The organism is Cereibacter sphaeroides 2.4.1, from assembly GCF_000012905.2.
Classification (GTDB): domain Bacteria; phylum Pseudomonadota; class Alphaproteobacteria; order Rhodobacterales; family Rhodobacteraceae; genus Cereibacter_A; species Cereibacter_A sphaeroides.
Window position 1 is genome coordinate 736,407 of sequence record NC_007493.2, and the last position, 13,687, is coordinate 750,093.

13 protein-coding genes and 1 other RNA gene are annotated in these 13,687 nt (G+C 70.4%); 7 read left to right on the top strand and 7 right to left on the bottom strand.

All coding sequences use genetic code 11. The features are described 5' to 3' along the window. Nucleotides 1–16 precede the first annotated feature (16 nt). A complete protein-coding gene (locus RSP_RS03680; protein ID WP_011337258.1) occupies nt 17–1,231 on the top strand; it encodes a hypothetical protein in 1,215 nt (404 codons plus the stop codon). Here RSP_RS03680 and RSP_RS03685 read toward each other — a convergent pair. From RSP_RS03685 to RSP_RS03715, 7 genes are all read right to left on the bottom strand, one after another. Next, nucleotides 1,213–1,434: a ribbon-helix-helix domain-containing protein gene (locus RSP_RS03685; protein WP_002719290.1), complete on the bottom strand. Its 222-nt coding sequence runs from the start codon at nt 1,432–1,434 to the stop codon at nt 1,213–1,215. The two genes, RSP_RS03680 and RSP_RS03685, sit on opposite strands and share 19 nt — an antisense overlap. Further along, complete coding sequence (locus RSP_RS03690) at nt 1,431–1,634, bottom strand: DUF4169 family protein (protein WP_011337259.1); 204 nt, start codon at nt 1,632–1,634, stop codon at nt 1,431–1,433. Before RSP_RS03690 ends, RSP_RS03685 begins: the two co-directional genes overlap by 4 nt. Further along, nucleotides 1,634–3,028 carry a class II fumarate hydratase gene (gene fumC / locus RSP_RS03695; RefSeq protein ID WP_011337260.1) on the bottom strand — a complete coding sequence of 465 codons (1,395 nt, stop codon included), beginning with the start codon at nt 3,026–3,028 and terminating at the stop codon, nt 1,634–1,636. The genes RSP_RS03690 and fumC overlap by 1 nt, the downstream gene beginning before the upstream one ends. A gap of 166 nt (nt 3,029–3,194) precedes the next feature. After that, nucleotides 3,195–3,653, bottom strand: a complete 459-nt coding sequence (locus RSP_RS03700) for an SspB family protein (RefSeq protein ID WP_002719293.1) — start codon at nt 3,651–3,653, stop codon at nt 3,195–3,197. Nucleotides 3,654–3,755: 102 nt separating this feature from the next. Then, a complete protein-coding gene (locus tag RSP_RS03705) occupies nt 3,756–4,412 on the bottom strand; it encodes a DUF1194 domain-containing protein (protein ID WP_011337261.1) in 657 nt (218 codons plus the stop codon). A gap of 42 nt (nt 4,413–4,454) precedes the next feature. Then, nucleotides 4,455–4,809: a transfer-messenger RNA gene (ssrA, locus tag RSP_RS03710) on the bottom strand. A gap of 524 nt (nt 4,810–5,333) precedes the next feature. Beyond that, the gene (locus RSP_RS03715; protein ID WP_002719295.1) at nt 5,334–6,380 is read right to left on the bottom strand and encodes an ABC transporter substrate-binding protein; all 1,047 of its coding nucleotides are present in this window, start codon (nt 6,378–6,380) and stop codon (nt 5,334–5,336) included. A 338-nt stretch (nt 6,381–6,718) separates the two neighbouring features. Between RSP_RS03715 and RSP_RS03720 the strand changes: the two genes are divergently transcribed. The 6 genes from RSP_RS03720 to RSP_RS03745 all read left to right on the top strand — a co-directional run bounded on the left by RSP_RS03720 (nt 6,719) and on the right by RSP_RS03745 (nt 13,687). Then, on the top strand, nt 6,719–7,957 hold the full coding sequence (locus RSP_RS03720; RefSeq protein WP_011337262.1) for an aminotransferase class V-fold PLP-dependent enzyme: 1,239 nt from the start codon (nt 6,719–6,721) through the stop codon (nt 7,955–7,957). 151 nt (nt 7,958–8,108) lie between these two features. Continuing rightward, the gene (gene phrA / locus RSP_RS03725) at nt 8,109–9,524 is read left to right on the top strand and encodes a DNA photolyase PhrA (RefSeq protein ID WP_011337263.1); all 1,416 of its coding nucleotides are present in this window, start codon (nt 8,109–8,111) and stop codon (nt 9,522–9,524) included. Between the two features lie 33 nt (nt 9,525–9,557). Next, nucleotides 9,558–10,769 carry an SAM-dependent methyltransferase gene (locus tag RSP_RS03730; RefSeq protein ID WP_011337264.1) on the top strand — a complete coding sequence of 404 codons (1,212 nt, stop codon included), beginning with the start codon at nt 9,558–9,560 and terminating at the stop codon, nt 10,767–10,769. 25 nt (nt 10,770–10,794) lie between these two features. Further along, a complete protein-coding gene (gene trgA / locus RSP_RS03735; RefSeq protein WP_011337265.1) occupies nt 10,795–11,235 on the top strand; it encodes a tellurite resistance protein TrgA in 441 nt (146 codons plus the stop codon). Then, nucleotides 11,235–12,320 (top strand): tellurite resistance ADP-ribose pyrophosphatase TrgB, encoded by a 1,086-nt coding sequence (trgB, locus tag RSP_RS03740; protein WP_011337266.1) that lies wholly within the window; start codon nt 11,235–11,237, stop codon nt 12,318–12,320. The genes trgA and trgB overlap by 1 nt, the downstream gene beginning before the upstream one ends. 332 nt (nt 12,321–12,652) lie before the next feature. After that, the gene (locus RSP_RS03745; RefSeq protein WP_002719301.1) at nt 12,653–13,687 is read left to right on the top strand and encodes a cysteine synthase A; all 1,035 of its coding nucleotides are present in this window, start codon (nt 12,653–12,655) and stop codon (nt 13,685–13,687) included.

Consider the following 13,687-nt stretch of genomic DNA (forward strand, 5'->3'; position numbering starts at 1 on the left):
GTGACGGGAGCGGATGATGGACCTGCTGGCGGAACCGAAGCTGAGGCGACCTTTCCGGCGGCGGGTGTTCCTGATCCCCGGCGGCGAACCGGTGCCGCCCGCCTTCTACCGGGAGCTCTATCTGCGGCAGGGGACGGCGCAGGCCGACCTCGCGGAGATGGCGCTGGCGCTGCGCCCGGGGCGGGGGCCCGCATCCTGGCGCGTCGCGGGCGCGATGGAGGCGGGCTTCTGCGACACCGAGGTCGAGCTTCTGCCCTGGGCCGATCTCGTTCCCGGAGCGGCGGGGCAGGCGATCCTGCCGGCGCTCGCGGGCAGGCTCGGCACGCTCTGGATCTATCTCGCGACCGGCACGCTCCTGCGCCTGTTCCGGCTGCGGCCTGTGGCGGTGCTGGCGATCCTCGTGCCGCCAGCGGTGCTCTCCGGGCTTGCCGCGCTGGCGCTGGGCGCGGGGCTGCTGCTGGCTCAGGCGCTGGCCGCCCTGATCTGGCCGCCGGCGGGCTGGCTGGCGGGGCTCCTGCTTGCGGGGGTCCTCCTCCTGCGGGTCCGCTTTCCTCCGCTGCCGTTTGCCGATCTGGGATTGCTGGCCCGGCAGCGCGGGGCGCTGTCGCCCGCCCTTGCCGAGCGGATGGGCCGCTTTCGCGCCGCCCTGTCGGAGGCGCTGCGGAGCGAGTGCGACGAGCTGCTGGTGGTGGGCCATTCCACGGGCGCGGCGCTTGCCGTGTCGCTCATGGCCGACCTGCTGCGCGGCGGACTGCCCGGCCGCCGGCCGGCGCTCGCGCTGCTGACGCTGGGACAGCGCGTGCCGCTCCTGTCCTTCCTGCCCGAGGCCCGGCAGGTCCGGCGCGATCTGAACGCGCTGGCGGCCGCGGCGGAACTGACCTGGGTCGATGTGAGCGCGCGCGAGGATCCGCTCTGCTTCGCGCTCTGCGACCCGGTGTCGGTGTCGGGCGTGGCCCCGGAGGGCCAGCTCTGGCCGCTGGCGATCTCGGCCGCGCTCGCGGAGACGCTTTCGCCCGCGCGGAGGCGCAGGCTGCGGGGCCGGCCGGGGCTGCGCCATCTGCAGTATCTCTGCGCCTATGACAGGCCAGGAGATTACGATGTCTTCCGCGTGACGGCCGGGCCGAGGCCGCTGGCCGAGCGGTTCCCGGGCCGGGGGCGGATCGACCGGGTGAGTTCAGGGCAAGGGACGACGGGTGCGCCGCGCGCGGAGGCTCAGCGGCCGGTGCGGTAGTGGCGCAGCACGAAGACGCGGAGCGCGGAGGCAAGGCCCACCTCCGGGTCGCGGGCCTCGTCCACCTCGGCCGCCAGCGCATTGAGCGGCAGGCCGCGCTCGGCTGCGATCTCGCGGAAGGCGCGCCAGAAGTCGGCCTCGAGCGAGACGCTGGTGCGGTGGCCCTTCAGAGTGAGCGAGTGTTTCTCCGGGCGGCCGTTCATGGATCGGTGGGCTCGTCGGGCGCGTCCGTCTCGCGGCGGTGGCCCTCGAGATGCGCCCGGGCCTGTTCGGCCCGGGTCTCCTCCAGCCTGCGCTCGGCCCTGGTGCGGCCGTGCTTCGCTGCATTCTCGTCGCCCTTCCGGCGGCGGGCATCGCGCTCCGCCGCCTTGCGCTTCGCGCGAAGGTTGACGATCTCGGCCATCAGCCCTTCGGCCCGATCATGTCCTCGGGGCGGACGACGCGGTCGAAGGTCTCGGCATCGACGAGGCCGAGGGCGATGGCCTCCTCGCGCAGCGTCGTGCCGTTCTTGTGCGCGGTCTTGGCGACCTTGGTGGCATTGTCATAGCCGATGGTGGGGGCCAGCGCCGTCACCAGCATCAGGCTCTCCTTCATCAGCTTGTCGATCCGCGCCACGTTGGCCTGCGTGCCGACCACCATGTTGTCGGTGAAGCTGCCCGCAGCATCGCCCAGAAGCTGCATCGATTGCAGCACGTTGTAGGACATCATCGGATTGTAGACGTTCAGCTCGAAGTGGCCCTGGCTGCCCGCGAAGCCGATCGCCGCGTCATTGCCCATCACATGGGTACAGACCATGGTCAGCGCCTCGGCCTGCGTCGGGTTCACCTTGCCCGGCATGATCGAGGAGCCGGGCTCGTTCTCGGGCAGGATCAGCTCGCCCAGACCCGAGCGCGGACCCGAGCCCAGAAGCCGCATGTCGTTGGCGATCTTGAAGAGCGAGGCCGCGACCGTCTTCAGCGCGCCCGAGAACATGACCATCGCATCGTGCGCGGCCAGCGCCTCGAACTTGTTTTCGGCGGTGACGAAGGGGAGGCCCGTGATCTCGGCGATCTTCGCGGCCACGCGGCTGTCCCAGCCCTGCCGGGTGTTCAGGCCCGTGCCAACCGCCGTGCCGCCCTGCGCGAGCTCGTAGATGTCGGGGAGGCAGGCCTTCACGCGGGCGATGCCCTTCTCGACCTGCTTGGCATAGCCCGAGAATTCCTGCCCGAGCGTCAGCGGCGTCGCATCCTGGGTGTGGGTGCGGCCGATCTTGATGATGTCCTTGAACTCTTCCGACTTGGCGACAAGGGCTGCATGGAGCTTCTCGAGCCCCGGCAGCAGCACGTCGCGCGCCATCATGCCGATGGCCACATGCATGGCGGTGGGGAAAGTGTCGTTCGAGGACTGGCCCATGTTCACATGGTCGTTCGGATGGACGGGCTTCTTCGAGCCCATCGTGCCGCCCAGCATCTCGATGGCGCGGTTCGAGATCACCTCGTTCGCGTTCATGTTCGACTGGGTGCCCGAGCCGGTCTGCCAGACGACGAGCGGGAAATTGTCGTCGAAGCGGCCCTCGATCACTTCGGTCGCGGCAGCGGCGATGGCCTGACCCAGCTCCTCGGGCATGTCGCCCTGGGCCACATTGACGAGCGCGCAGGCCTTCTTGATCACGCCCAGGGCCCGGACGATGGCCACCGGCTGCTTCTCCCAGCCGATCGGGAAGTTCTGGATCGACCGCTGCGTCTGGGCGCCCCAGTATTTGTCGGCAGGAACCTCGAGCGGGCCAAAGCTGTCGGTCTCGGTGCGGGTTGCAGTCATGCGCAAGCTCCTTGATTTTCCCGCAAGCTCTTAGGCAAGACGGGCAGGAAAATCAATCGGCATGCCGTCGCATACCGCACCGTCGCGGGGGCTGCCCGCCCCCGTCTCCGGCAGAGCCGGAGACTCCCCCGGGGATATTTGGGCAGAGTGAAAGCGCAGGCCTGCGCTACTTGCGGAACTTGTCGAGGCTCACGACCTGCGCGTCGTGGCGCGGCGGCTCGTCGTCGCCGTCGGGATCCTCGTCGCCGCCCGTCTCCTCCTCCTCGTCCTCCTCGTGGGTCTCGAACCGGAGGCCGAATTCCACGGACGGGTCGACGAAGGTGCGCACGGCATCGAAGGGGATGACCAGCGGCTCGGGCTGGTTGCCGAAGTTCAGCGTGACCGAGAAGCCGTGGTCGTCGGCGGAGAGGTTCTCGTACCAGTGCTGGATCACGACCGTCATCTCCTGCGGATAGCGCGCGCGGAGCCAGTCGGCCATGGCCACATCGGGATGGGTCGTGTCGAAGGTGATGAAGAAATGGTGCGCGCCGGGCAGCCCGTGCTCGGCCACATCCTCGAGCACGCTCTGGATCAGGCCCCGCATCGCGCGGTGCATGAGGTTGCCGTAATCGATCGAACGCGCCATGCAAGATCCCCTGTCGCTTCGGGGCCAGCATAGGGGATTCGGTTCGGAAGAAAAGGGGGCGGCGCCTCGCATTTTCAGCCGGAAGGCGAACGGCGGGGCGGTTCAACTGGCGGGCTTGCCGAGTTCGCGCAGCAGTTTCTCGCGGATCGCCCGCCGGTAGTCCTGCAGCCCGCGGGCGGTCAGCACGAAGCCGGTCCGGGTGACGGCCCAGCGGTCGTAGAAGGCGGTGATCGGGGCCGAGGCGCCCATGTCCTCGATGGCGATGGCATTGATCTCGACGGCGGCGGCCTCGGCCGCGCGGCGGGCGCGGGCCACGGTGAAGCCCGCATTCTCCGGCCCGTCGCCCGAGATGTCGATGACCCTGCGGCGGCAGTCGCCCACGGCCGCGAACTGCGCGAGCGAGAAGGAGATGGCCTCGCCCACCGCCGTGTCGGAGGCAGCGAAGGCCCGCGGCAGGGTGCGGCTGGCCCCGGCGAAGGCCGCCACGTCGGAGGGCGCGAGCATCCGCCGCCAGGGCAGCGCCAGGGCCTGCCGGCCCACCCCCGACCAGTGGACGATGGCGAGGGCGCTTTCGCCCGCGAGGAGCAGATCGGCCACCGCCGGGTCGGAGAGGGCCAAGGCCAGCCCCTCCGCCTGCAGCGCATATTCGCCGCGGTCGATCGAGCCCGACACATCGATGGCGAGGAGGAGGGCGGTCTCGCAGGCGCGCGCCGGGCCGTGGCAGGCGAGCGACAGGGCGAGGGCGAGCGCGCGGATCATGGCGCGAAGCGTGGCGCGGGCCGGGTCGCAGGGCAAGGAGGAAGTGCAGGTTTCTGTTGCCAGGTACCTGCGAACCCCGCCTTACGCGGCTAAGCGCAAGGGCTTAAGTTTCGATAACTCGAACTGCTTACGCAGCCAGAGCCACCGGAGCACGGTTGTCGTTGGCAACTGTACTTTTCGGACCGATAACGGTGGTACCTCACCGGGACAAAGCCAACCCCTTTAGACGTTCGTCGATCCTGTTTCGGCCCCCTCCGCCCCCAACGAGGGACTGTTGGTGGAGCCGCCGGGTACCGCCCCCGGGTCCGATCCGCTTATGACGAGCGCGTTTATGTCCATAGTCCGGGTTGCCCCGGACAGGCGGAATATAGGCGGGAGGGGCGGCCTCCGCAAGCGGCCGCAGGCGTGCCGGGGCGGATCCGTGGGGCAGCGCCGCGACGGGCTCCACCCGCACGGGCCGGCGTTCGCGGGGGGGGCACGCGGGCCGCGTGGCGTGCCGGGCCTCTGCGGCGCCGGTCGCGAGGAGGGTCACGAGATCCATGGCCGTCCGGAGCAGCGCCGCCGGACGGTCTCTCAGCCCATGCGCCACGGGCCGGGGGAAGAGCCGGCTCAGGCCGGGTGGTCGGAAGCGGGGCTGCGGAGACCGGGCTGTCCGCGGATGACGGGGCGCCGACCGGGAGCGCTTTTCCCGAGAGGGCTCGGGAGCGCGAAGGGGCGGGCGGCCCTCCGCCGGCAGACGGTGCAGGGGATGGGGAGCGGCTATCCGGGATGCGGGCTGCTCGGGTGCCCCGGAGGGGGGCGGACAAGGGCCGGATCCGTGCGGCGAGGGGAGAGTGCTCGGGAGGGCTACGCGGATCCTCTCGGAGGAGGCGTGGCCGTCCGCGCGTGCGGAGGCGGGCGCCGGAGCGCCCGCCGGGCGGATCAGAAGCCCGCCTTGATCTTCTCGAATTCCTCGAGCATCCGGTCGCGCATCGCCGGATCGAGCGGGGTCTGGGCCAGCAGCGTCGTGTCGACCGGGTCGAGCTCGGCCGCCTTCAGCGCCTCCGGGGTGATCTCGGCCATGGCGGCCTCGTTCGTCAGCGCATAGCCGTGGGTCTCGAGCAGCGAGGCGGCCGAGGAATGGGCGAGCCACGAGTTGATGAAGTCGTAGGCCTTGTCCTCGCTGCCGGGCGCGTCCTTCATGTTGACATAGCCGCAGAACCAGGTGGCCGAGCCCTCCTTCGACTGTCGCTGGAAGCCCACGGGGAAGCCTTCCTGCCGCATCAGCGCGATGGCGTCGTTCCAGGTCCAGGCGAGCTGCACCTCGCCCGTCGCCATCAGCTGCGCCAGCTCGGACGGGTCGGCCCAGTAGGCGCGGACATTCTCGTGCGCCTGACGCAGCCACTGGGCGCCGGCCTGGAACTGCTCCTCGGTCAGGTTCGTCCAGTCCGAGACGCCGGTGGCCAGAAGCGCCAGCGACCAGATGTCGTCGGTGTTGTCGGGCAGCGAGATGCGCCCGGCATATTTCGGGTCGAGGAAGGACTGGACCGAGGCCACGTCCTCGGCGGGCACGCTGTCGGTGTTGTAGGCGATGGCCGTGTAGGCATAGTCGGTGGGGATGTACCAGACGCCCTGATCGTCGTTGAAGATCCTGGAATCCTTGAAGCGCGGCGCGATGTTGTCGTATTCTGGGATCCGGCTCACGTCCCAGGGCTCGATCAGGCCCGCGTCGCGGTATTTCGAGACCATCTGCGAGCAGGGATGGGTCACGTCCGACTTGAAGCCGGAGGCCACCTTCTGGAAGGCCTCGTCGTCGTCGCCATAGAGCGCATAGGTCGGCATCTGGCCGTTCTTCTCGATGTAGCTCTTCAGCAGGCCTTCGCTCTCGAAGCCGGCCCAGTCGAAGACGATGAGGTCGGGATCGGCGGCGAGCGCGGGCAGCGCGACGAGGGCGGCGGCGCTGGCCAGGAGGGTGGTGCGGCGGATCATGTAAGCTCCTTGAAACATTGGTCTGCGACGGGTCCCGGGCTGGCCGGCCGATGGTCGGACGCTAGAATAGGGGCGGTAGCGGCTCAAGCGTTTATTGCAGTCTGGGGGGCGGCGCGGCCTCGGGGCAAGCGCCGGGCGCGCTCTTCACGCAGGCTTGTGCGGCGGGTGGGCAGATCGCGGGCGGACGGGCCGTTGCGAGGGCGGAAGGCGGCGCCGGCGGCGCGGGGAGGCCGCTGCCCGCGCCGCCGCTCCGTCCCGCCGTGGCAGCCGTGGTCGGAGGATGCCTTGTCTTGCCGCAGGCGGATGGCTAGCCTCGGCCGGTCAGCCCCGGAGTTTGCATGACCTTGCTCGACATAGGCTACGTCCGTTCCTTTTTCCCCGCCTTCTCGGAACCCGCGCTGGCGGGACAGGCCTTCTTCGAGAATGCGGGAGGCTCCTACACCTGCCGGCCGGTGATCGACCGGCTGAGCCGCTTCTACCACCAGCGCAAGGTGCAGCCCTATGCGCCCTATGCCGCCTCGCATGCGGCGGGCGCCGAGATGGACGAGGCGCGTAGCCGCCTCGCCGCCCTGATGGGGGTGGAGGAGGACGAGCTGTCCTTCGGCCCCTCGACCTCGGCCAACACCTACGTTCTGGCGCAGGCGGTGCGCGGCTGGCTTTCGCGCGAGGGCGGGGCCATCGTCGTGACGAACCAGGACCACGAGGCCAACAGCGGCGTCTGGCGTAGGCTCGCCCACGAGGGGATCGAGGTCCGCGAATGGCGCATCGATCCCGAAACGGGCCATCTCGATCCCGCGGGCCTGCCGCCGCTTCTGGCCGACGGGCGGGTGCGCCTGGTCTGTTTCCCGCATTGCTCGAACGTCGTGGGCGAGATCAATCCGGTGGCCGAGATCTGCGCCACCGCGCGGGCGGCGGGCGCCTTCACCTGCGTGGACGGCGTGAGCTATGCGCCCCACGGCCTGCCCGACATGGAGGCGCTCGGGGCCGATATCTATCTCTTCTCGGCCTACAAGACCTACGGCCCGCATCAGGGGATCCTGCTGATGCGGCGCGCGCTGGCCGAGCTTCTGCCCGCGCAGGGGCACTGGTTCAACGCGGACACCTTGTTCAAGCGCTTCACGCCGGCGGGGCCGGACCATGCGCAGGTCGCGGCCTGCGCGGGGCTTGCCGATTATGTGGATGCGCTGGCGGCCCATCACGGCGCGGGCGGGGCCGCGCCGCTCGAGCGGTCGCGCGCGGTGCACCGGCTGATGCGCGAGCATGAGATCCGGCTTCTGCGGCCGCTCCTCGACCAGCTGGCGGCGCGCAACGACCTGCGCCTGATCGGGCCGCGCACGCCCGAGACCCGGGCCCCCACCGTGGCGCTGGTGCTCGACCGGCCCGTGGCGCCCGTCGCGGCCGCGCTGGCCGCGCACGGGATCATGGCGAGCGCGGGGGATTTCTACGCCGTCCGTCCGCTCGAGGCGCTGGGGATCGATCCCGCCCGGGGCGTGCTGCGGCTGAGCTTCGTCCATTACACGTCGGAGGCCGAGGTGGCGCAGCTGATGCTCGCGCTCGACGCGGTGCTGGGGCGCTGAGGGCCGCGCGGGCGCGGGGGGGCGTCTGCCCCCCGGATCGGCCTCAGGCCGATCTCCCCCCGAGGATATTTCAACCAGAATGAAAGAGTTGGGGCGAGAGGATGATCCGGGAAGCGGGCCCGCGCGTAAGAGGGAGGAGACGAGAAAGGGCATGATGGCCGACGCTCCCCTGATCCTGTGGTTCCGGCGCGATCTGCGGCTGGCCGACAATCCGATGCTGGCAGAGGCGGCGGCCACGGGCCGGCCGCTGATCCCGCTGTTCATTCTGGATCCCGAGACCGAGGCGCTGGGCGCCGCGCCGAAATGGCGGCTGGGTCTCGGGGTGGAGGCCTTCGCTCGGGCGCTGGAAGGACTGGGCAGCCGGCTCGTGCTGCGGCGGGGGCCGGCGCTTGCCGTGCTCGAGGCGCTGGTGGCCGAGACCGGGGCTGCGGGGGTGCACTGGTCGCGGCTCTGGGAGCCGGACTGGCGGGCGCGCGACGAGGGGGTGAAGGCGGGGCTCCGGCAGGCGGGCATCGAGGCCGCGAGCCATGCGGGCCATACGATCTTCGAGCCCCGCGAGGTGGAGACCGGGCAGGGCGGCTTCTACCGGGTCTATACGCCGTTCTGGAAAGCGGTGAAGGACCGCCCGGTCGCGGCTTCCTCCCCGCCGCCCGCGCGGCTGCTGTCTCCCGCGGAGTGGCCGGTCTCCGAGCGGCTGGCCTGTTGGGATCTGGGGCGGGCGATGCACCGAGGCGCGGCCGTGGTGGCGCCGCATCTGGCGGTGGGCGAGGCGGCGGCGGCCGAACGGCTGACGCGGTTCCTGAGCGGGCCGCTCGACCGCTATGCCGCGGAGCGCGACCGGCCGGATGCGCCCGTGACCTCGCGCCTGTCGGAAAACCTCACCTATGGCGAGATCTCGGCCCGCAGCCTCTGGCACGCCGGCATGCGTGCCCGTGCGGAGGGGCGGGCGGGGGCCGAGAAGTTCCTCCAGGAGCTCGCCTGGCGCGAGTTCGGCTGGCATCTGCTCTACCACACGCCCGAGATCGCGCGCCGCAACTGGCGCGGCGACTGGGATGCCTTTCCCTGGCGCGGCGACAATCCCGACGCGGAACGCTGGCGGCGTGGCATGACCGGCGAGCCCTTCGTCGATGCGGCCATGCGCGAACTGTTCGTGACCGGCACCATGCACAACCGCGCGCGGCTGATCGCGGGCAGTTACCTTACGAAGCATCTGCTGACTGACTGGCGCGTGGGTCAGGCCTGGTTCGAGGACTGCCTGATCGACTGGGACCCGGCGTCGAACGCGCTCGGCTGGCAGTGGGTCGCAGGGTCGGGGCCCGATGCCTCGCCCTATTTCCGCATCTTCAACCCCGCGACCCAGGCCGAGAAGTTCGATCCCGAGAGTGCCTATCGCCAGAGGTTCCTTGCTGAAATCGCGCGCAGGCCCGGCCCCGAGGCGCTTGCCTTCTTCGAGGCGGTGCCGCGAAGCTGGGGCCTTCGGCCCGATCGATGCTACCCTCGGCCCGTCGTGGGGCTGGCGGAGGGGCGGGAGCGGGCACTGGCCGCCTACGGGCGGCGCAACAACTGAGACACGGCCCTCTGCCGACGAGGAAGGACACGAATGACGGCTCTGACCAGCACGCGCGGCCAGCAGGATCTGCCGCGCTATTTCTCGCAGGTGTTCGACGTGATGCAGGGACTGCGCCACGGTCGGCTCGACTTCGTGCTCGACGACGGGCGGCGCTTCCGGGTCGAGGGGCAGGGGCCGGGGCCGGTCGCCGAACTCGACATTCATGATGCGGATCTCTTCGCCCGTCTGATCCGCGAGGGCGACCTCGGCTTCTGCGAGGCCTATCTCGACGGCGGCTGGTCGACGCCGGACCTGCAGGCCTTCATGGATCTGATCCATGCCGACAATGACGATGTCTATGACGGCTTTCCCGGTCAGGGGCTGCTGCGCGCCTACGAGAACCTGCGCCACTGGCTGCGCGGCAACTCGAAGCGGCAGGCCCGCCGCAACATCGCGGCCCATTACGACCTCGGCAACGACTTCTACGCCCTCTGGCTCGACGAGAGCATGACCTATTCCTCGGCGCTCTTCCGGACCGGGCAGGAGAGCCTCGAGGAGGCGCAGCGGGCGAAATATGCCAGCATGGTCGACCGGATCGGCGCGCAGCCCGGCGAGCATGTGCTGGAGATCGGCTGCGGTTGGGGCGGCTTCGCCGAATATGCGGCGCGCGAGCGGGGGCTGCGGGTGACGGGCCTCACCATCAGCCAGGCGCAGCACGATTATGCGGTCGAGCGGATCGCGCGGGCGGGCCTGTCGGACCGGGTCGAGATCCGGCTTCAGGACTACCGCGACGAGCGGGGCAGCTTCGACGGCATCGCCTCGATCGAGATGTTCGAGGCGGTGGGCGAGAAATACTGGCCGGTCTATTTCCAGACCCTGCGCGAGCGGCTGAAGCCCGGGCGCAATGCCACGCTGCAGATCATCACCGTGCAGGACAAGAGGTGGGAGGTCTACCGGCGGGGGGTGGATTTCATTCAGAAGTACATCTTCCCCGGCGGGATGCTGCCCTCGCCCACCGCGCTCCGGGTCGAGGTGGCGAAGGCGGGGCTGCATGTAACGGACTCGGTCGAGTTCGGCGAGAGCTATTCCATGACGCTGCGCCGCTGGCACGAGACCTTCAACGACCGCTGGGACCGGGTGGCGGCGCTGGGCTTCGACGAGAGGTTCCGCCGCATGTGGAACTTCTATCTCACCTCTTGCGCAGGCTCATTCGACGGCGGAAACTGCGACGTGACGCAGATCACCGTAACGCGGGCCGCGTAAGACGGCCCCCTCGGGCAGGACAGGAATGCCGACCGCCGCCAAACTCGTCGCCGCCCTGGCCTTCGCGGCGCTGGGCTATCTGGGGGGGCGGCTCTTCGCCGGGGAAGTGCCCGAGGGCACGCCCACCGCCCTCTTCGGCCCCTGGGGCGCGCTTGCGGGGCTTCTCTGCGGCTGGGCGATCTCGGGCGCGCGGGCCGGGCGGGGCTACTGGCCCGCGCTCGGGACGGGCGTACGGACGGTGGTGACGGGGGTCTTTCTCGCGCTCCTCGGCTATTCCCTCTACATCATGGTGCTCCGCGCGATGCGGATGCTCTATGACGGCCCGATCGAGGCGCTGCTCGGGGTGTTTGATCTCATGCTGGATCAGGCGCAGCTTCTGGCGAGGCCCGAGATTCTCGGCACGCTCGCCCTGGGCGGGATGATCGCGGGCAGTCTGACGGAATGGGCCGGGCGACGGTGGAAATGATGCGTGTCTTTCTCTGCGGGCCGCTGGCCTCCGACGGGCTGCGGCAGCGGGTGCTGGGCTCCGCCCCGGACGGGGTGCCCGCGCGGCTCGCCGATCATGCTCTGGGCGCGGCGGGGGCCACGGTCTCGCCCATGCCTGCGCCCGGCGCGTCGGTGGCGGGCCTCGTGATGGAGCTCGGTGCCGAGGCGGGGGCGCGGCTCCTGCACTACCAGACCGCGACCGGCCACGAGGCCCGCACGCTCGCGGTGGCGGGCGCGCCGGCGCTCGTCTTCTTCGCCCCGCCCGAGGGGCTCGAGCCGTGGGACGAGGCGGCGTGGGGCGCGCTCTGGGGGCCCATCGTCGTCGCCACGGCGGGCGACGTGATGGCCCTCTGGCCGGAGGTGCCGGCCGAGCGGATCGCGCGACGCTACCGGCTGATGCTGGTGCAGGGCGCGAGCCGCGTGCGGGCCGCGGCCGATCCGGGGCCGGCCCGGCGGCGCCATGCCGCGCAGCCGGGCGACGTCCGGATCGTGCGGCGCAGCCAGCCCTATGCCAATTTCTTCGCGGTGGAGGAATATGACCTGTCGTTCCGCAGCTTCGGCGGCGGCATGAGCCCCACGCTGAACCGCGCCGTCTTCATCTCCGGCGATGCGGTGACGGTGGTGCCCTACGATCCGGTGCGCGACCGGGTGCTGCTGATCGAGCAGTTCCGCCCCGGTCCCCTCGGCCGCGGCGATGCCCAGCCCTGGCTCCTCGAGCCCATCGCAGGCCGGGTCGATCCCGGAGAGACGCCCGAGGCCGCGGCCCGCCGCGAGGCGGTGGAGGAGGCGGGGCTCGACCTCGGCGCGCTCCTGCCGGTGGCCTCCTACTATCCGACCCCGGCGGCCAAGGCGGAATATCTCTATTCCTATGTCGCGCTGGCCCAGCTGGACGACGGGATCGAGGGCATCTTCGGCATGGAGGGCGAGGGCGAGGACATCCGCGGCCACCTCATGTCCTTCGATGAGATGATGGCGCTGATCCGCTCGGGCGAGATCTGCAACGGGCCGCTCCTGCTCACCGCCTTATGGCTCGACCGCGAACGCCCGCGCCTGCGCGGGGAGTGACGAACCGCCCCCGCCGGTATCGAGGTTCGCCGCCACGCCGCCTGACGGCGCCCGCGGCCGCAAGCGTCCGGCCGTCGGCTGCCCCGCTCGGGAAGAGCTCTGCCGGATACTGCCCTCCGGCAATTCGCTGAGGCCTGCGTCCCGGTGCGGTCGCGGGTTCTGCCTTGGCTCCGCGAGGAAGAGGGCGTCGCGCGGGTCTGACCGGCAGGCGCGCCATGGCCTTCCGCCCGTCCGGGCTGAAAGCCGCTGAGCGCCGGCAGGCGTGATGGCGGCGGCGCTTGAGTTCGCCGGACCTGCCTCCTACACAGGGAGCCTCAGAAAGGACGGCCCCCATGCGCATCCAACGTGACCTTGCCGAAGCGATCGGCAACACCCCCCTCATCCGCCTCCGCAAGGCGTCGGAGCTCACGGGCTGCGAGATCCTCGGGAAATGCGAGTTCCTGAACCCGGGCCAGTCGGTCAAGGACCGCGCCGCGCTCTACATCATCCGCGATGCGGTGGCGAAGGGGCTCCTGCAACCGGGCGGCACCATCGTCGAGGGGACGGCCGGCAACACCGGGATCGGCCTGTCGCTGGTGGGCGCCTCGATGGGCTTCCGCACGGTCATCGTCATCCCCGAGACCCAGAGCCAGGAGAAGAAGGACATGCTGCGCCTTGCGGGCGCGCATCTCGTTCAGGTTCCGGCGGCGCCCTACCGCAATCCGAACAACTACGTCCGCTATTCGGGCCGCCTCGCCGAGGCGCTGGCCCGCACCGAAGAGCGCGGCGCGATCTGGGCCAACCAGTTCGACAATACCGCGAACCGTCAGGCCCATGTCGAGACGACCGGCCCCGAGATCTGGGAGCAGACCGACGGCAAGGTCGACGGCTTCATCTGTGCCGTGGGCTCGGGCGGCACGCTCGCGGGCGTGGCCATGGCGCTTCAGCCCAGGGGCGTGAAGATCGGCCTCGCCGATCCCGAGGGCGCGGCGCTGCACAGCTTCTACACCGAAGGCACCTTCGAGGCGCCCGGCAGCTCGATCACCGAAGGCATCGGGCAGGGCCGGATCACCGCCAACCTCGAGGGGCTGACCCCCGACTTCAGCTACCGCATCCCCGATGCCGAGGCGCTGCCGATCATCTTCGACCTGATGCAGGAAGAGGGCCTCTGCCTCGGCGGCTCGTCGGGCGTGAACATCGCCGGCGCGATCCGCATGGCGCGCGAGATGGGGCCGGGCCACCGGATCGTGACCGTGCTCTGCGACTACGGCAACCGCTACCAGTCCAAACTCTTCAATCCGCAGTTCCTGCGCGACAAGGGGCTGCCCGTGCCGCAATGGCTCGACGAGGCGCCCCCGGCGATCCCTGCGGTGTTCGAGGATCTCTGA

What these genes read in the sequence shown, in the direction of transcription:
- RSP_RS03730 (WP_011337264.1), top strand. Translation starts at nt 9,558, where the DNA reads ATGACGGCTCTGACCAGCACGCGCGGCCAGCAGGATCTGCCGCGCTAT.
- RSP_RS03720 (WP_011337262.1), top strand. Translation starts at nt 6,719, where the DNA reads ATGACCTTGCTCGACATAGGCTACGTCCGTTCCTTTTTCCCCGCCTTC.
- RSP_RS03700 (WP_002719293.1), bottom strand. Translation starts at nt 3,653, where the DNA reads ATGGCGCGTTCGATCGATTACGGCAACCTCATGCACCGCGCGATGCGG.
- RSP_RS03705 (WP_011337261.1), bottom strand. Translation starts at nt 4,412, where the DNA reads ATGATCCGCGCGCTCGCCCTCGCCCTGTCGCTCGCCTGCCACGGCCCG.
- fumC (WP_011337260.1), bottom strand. Translation starts at nt 3,028, where the DNA reads ATGACTGCAACCCGCACCGAGACCGACAGCTTTGGCCCGCTCGAGGTT.
- trgA (WP_011337265.1), top strand. Translation starts at nt 10,795, where the DNA reads ATGCCGACCGCCGCCAAACTCGTCGCCGCCCTGGCCTTCGCGGCGCTG.
- RSP_RS03715 (WP_002719295.1), bottom strand. Translation starts at nt 6,380, where the DNA reads ATGATCCGCCGCACCACCCTCCTGGCCAGCGCCGCCGCCCTCGTCGCG.
- RSP_RS03685 (WP_002719290.1), bottom strand. Translation starts at nt 1,434, where the DNA reads ATGAACGGCCGCCCGGAGAAACACTCGCTCACTCTGAAGGGCCACCGC.
- trgB (WP_011337266.1), top strand. Translation starts at nt 11,235, where the DNA reads ATGCGTGTCTTTCTCTGCGGGCCGCTGGCCTCCGACGGGCTGCGGCAG.
- RSP_RS03690 (WP_011337259.1), bottom strand. Translation starts at nt 1,634, where the DNA reads ATGGCCGAGATCGTCAACCTTCGCGCGAAGCGCAAGGCGGCGGAGCGC.
- RSP_RS03680 (WP_011337258.1), top strand. Translation starts at nt 17, where the DNA reads ATGGACCTGCTGGCGGAACCGAAGCTGAGGCGACCTTTCCGGCGGCGG.
- RSP_RS03745 (WP_002719301.1), top strand. Translation starts at nt 12,653, where the DNA reads ATGCGCATCCAACGTGACCTTGCCGAAGCGATCGGCAACACCCCCCTC.
- phrA (WP_011337263.1), top strand. Translation starts at nt 8,109, where the DNA reads ATGATGGCCGACGCTCCCCTGATCCTGTGGTTCCGGCGCGATCTGCGG.